The sequence below is a fragment of the Cupriavidus sp. 05N38 genome (assembly GCF_056397345.1).
This window is the reverse complement of the sequence record NZ_JBFTNF010000141.1, coordinates 1-3,355: the sequence shown is the minus strand read 5'-3', so window position 1 is coordinate 3,355 and position 3,355 is coordinate 1. Positions and strand designations below refer to the sequence as shown.

The 3,355-nt window shown below is 67.9% G+C and carries 1 protein-coding gene; it reads left to right on the top strand.

The annotated features are described in order from the left end of the window. Nucleotides 1–3,355 (top strand): pyruvate carboxylase (locus AC1DK4_RS40400; protein WP_477132250.1); only part of this gene is annotated, 3,355 nt, incomplete at both ends.

Sequence of the window (3,355 nt, the reverse complement as noted above, 5' to 3'; positions counted from 1 at the left end):
CCCCGATCAAATCCCTGCTGATTGCCAACCGTTCCGAGATCTCCATCCGCGTGATGCGCGCGGCTGCCGAGATGAATATCCGGACCGTGGCGATCTATTCGAAGGAAGACCGCCTCGCGCTCCATCGCTTCAAGGCCGATGAGAGCTACCTGGTCGGCGAAGGCAAGAAGCCGCTGGCGGCCTACCTCGACATTGACGACATCCTGCGCATTGCCCGGCACGCGAAGGTGGATGCCATCCATCCGGGCTATGGCTTCCTGTCGGAGAACCCGGAGTTCGCGCAGGCGGTGATCGACGCCGGCATCCGCTGGATCGGGCCGTCGCCCGACGTCATGCGCAAGCTCGGCAACAAGGTGGCGGCGCGCAACGCGGCCATCGCGGCRGGCGTGCCGGTGATGCCGGCCACCGACCCGCTGCCGCACGACCTGGATGCCTGCAAGCGGCTGGCCGCGGGCGTTGGCTACCCGCTGATGCTCAAGGCGAGCTGGGGCGGGGGCGGGCGTGGCATGCGCATCCTGGAAAGCGAGCAGGACCTGGAAGGCTCGCTGGCCGCGGCCCGGCGCGAGGCGCTGGCCGCGTTCGGCAACGACGAGGTCTATGTCGAGAAACTGGTGCGCAACGCGCGCCACGTTGAAGTGCAGGCGCTGGGCGACACCCACGGCAACCTGGTGCACCTGTTCGAACGCGACTGCACGGTGCAGCGGCGCAACCAGAAGGTCGTGGAGCGCGCCCCCGCGCCGTACCTCGACGACGCYGGCMGGGCCGCGCTGTGCGAGGCGGCGATGCGGCTGATGCGCGCGGTCAACTACACGCACGCGGGCACGGTCGAGTTCCTGATGGATGCCGACTCCGGCCAGTTCTACTTYATCGAAGTCAATCCGCGCATCCAGGTCGAGCACACGGTCACGGARATGGTCACCGGGGTCGATATCGTCAAGGCGCAGATCCGCATCACCGAGGGCGGCCATATCGGCGTGACCGAGAACACGCGCGAYGCCGASGGCAAGATCGTYGTGCGCGCCGCGGGCGTGCCGGAGCAGGCGGGGATTTCGCTGAACGGGCATGCGCTGCAATGCCGGATCACGACCGAGGATCCCGAGAACGGYTTCCTGCCGGACTACGGCCGGCTCTCCGCCTACCGCAGCGCGGCGGGCTTCGGCGTGCGGCTCGATGCCGGCACYGCCTATGGCGGCGCGGTGATCACGCCGTACTACGATTCGCTGCTGGTCAAGGTCACCACCTGGGCGCCGACCGCCCCCGAGGCGATCCGGCGCATGGACCGCGCGCTGCGCGAGTTCCGCATCCGCGGGGTCGCGTCCAAYCTGCAGTTTCTCGARAACGTCATCAACTAYCCCGSGTTCCGCTCGGGTGACGTCACCACGCGCTTTATCGACAAGACGCCGGAACTGYTGGCGTTCACCAAGCGCCAGGACCGCGCCACCAAGCTGCTGCGCTACCTGGGCGAGGTCAGCGTGAACGGGCATCCGGAGATGAGTGGCCGMACGCTGCCCTCGYTGCCGTTGCCCGGTCCGGTGATGCCTGCTGTCGATACCGGCGAGCCGCTGCCGTATGGCACGCGCGACCGCCTGCGCGAGCTCGGCGCGGAGAAGTTCTCGCGCTGGATGCTCGAGCAGAARCAGGTGCTGCTCACCGACACCACCATGCGCGACGCGCACCAGTCGCTGTTCGCCACGCGCATGCGCACGGCGGACATGCTGCCGATCGCGCCGTTCTATGCGCGCGAGCTGTCGCAGCTGTTCTCGCTGGAGTGCTGGGGCGGCGCCACCTTCGACGTGGCGTTGCGCTTCCTGAAGGAAGACCCGTGGCAGCGCCTCGAGCAGTTGCGCGAGCGCGTGCCCAACGTGCTGTTCCAGATGCTGCTGCGCGGCTCGAACGCCGTCGGCTACACCAAYTATGCGGACAACGTGGTGCGCTTCTTCGTGCGCCAGGCCGCCAGCGCGGGCGTGGACGTGTTCCGCGTGTTCGACTCGTTGAACTGGGTGCGCAATATGCGCGTGGCGATCGATGCCGTCGGCGARAGCGGCGCGCTGTGCGAAGGCGCGATCTGCTATACCGGCGACCTGTTCGACCCGAAGCGATCCAAGTACGACCTGAAGTACTACGTCGGCATCGCGCGCGAGCTGAAGCAGGCSGGCGTGCATGTGCTGGGCATCAAGGACATGGCCGGTATCTGCCGTCCGCAGGCGGCAGCGGCGCTGGTCAAGGCGCTCAAGGAAGAGACCGGGCTGCCCGTGCATTTCCATACGCACGACACCAGCGGCATCTCGGCCGCTTCCGCACTGGCTGCGATCGAGGCCGGCTGCGATGCGGTGGACGGCGCGCTCGAYGCSATGAGCGGCCTGACCTCGCARCCSAACCTGTCGAGCATCGCYGCGGCGCTGGCSGGYAGCGAGCGCGATCCSGGCCTGAGCCTGGAACGCCTGCACGAAGCGTCGATGTACTGGGAAGGGGTGCGGCGCTACTACGCACCGTTCGAATCGGAGATCCGCGCAGGCACCGCCGACGTGTACCGTCACGAGATGCCGGGCGGCCAGTACACCAACCTGCGCGAGCAGGCCCGCTCGCTCGGCATCGAGCATCGCTGGACCGAGGTGTCGCGCGCCTACGCCGACGTCAACCAGATGTTCGGCGACATCGTCAAGGTGACGCCGACGTCCAAGGTGGTGGGGGACATGGCMTTGATGATGGTGGCCAACGATATGAGCGCCGCCGATGTGTGCGATCCGGCCAAGGAGATCGCCTTCCCCGAGTCGGTGGTCTCGCTGTTCAAGGGGGAACTGGGCTTTCCGCCYGACGGCTTCCCCGCCGGGCTCTCGCGCAAGGTGCTGCGCGGCGAGCCGCCCGCGCCTTACCGGCCGGGSGACCAGATACCGGCAGTCGATCTCGACGCWGCGCGCGCCGCMGGCGAAGCGGCCTGCGAGCAGGCGCTCGACGACCGCCAGCTGGCTTCGTACCTGATGTATCCGAAGCARGCCGCGGACTACCACGCCCATGTGCGCAGCTACAGCGATACKTCGGTGGTGCCGACGCCGGCMTTYCTGTAYGGCCTGCAGCCGCAGGAAGAAGTSGGCATCGACATCGCCGCCGGCAAGACGCTGCTGGTCTCGCTGCAAGGCACGCACCCTGACGCCGAAGAGGGGGTCATCAAGGTCCAGTTCGAGCTCAACGGACAATCGCGCACAACGCTGGTCGAGCAGCGTAGTACCACGCAYGCGAGCGTGGTGCGCAGCAGCCGTCCGGTTGCCGAGCCCGGCAATCCGCTGCATATCGCCGCGCCCATGCCGGGCTCGATCGTGACGGTGGCGGTCCAGCCAGGACAGCGCGTGGCGGCGGG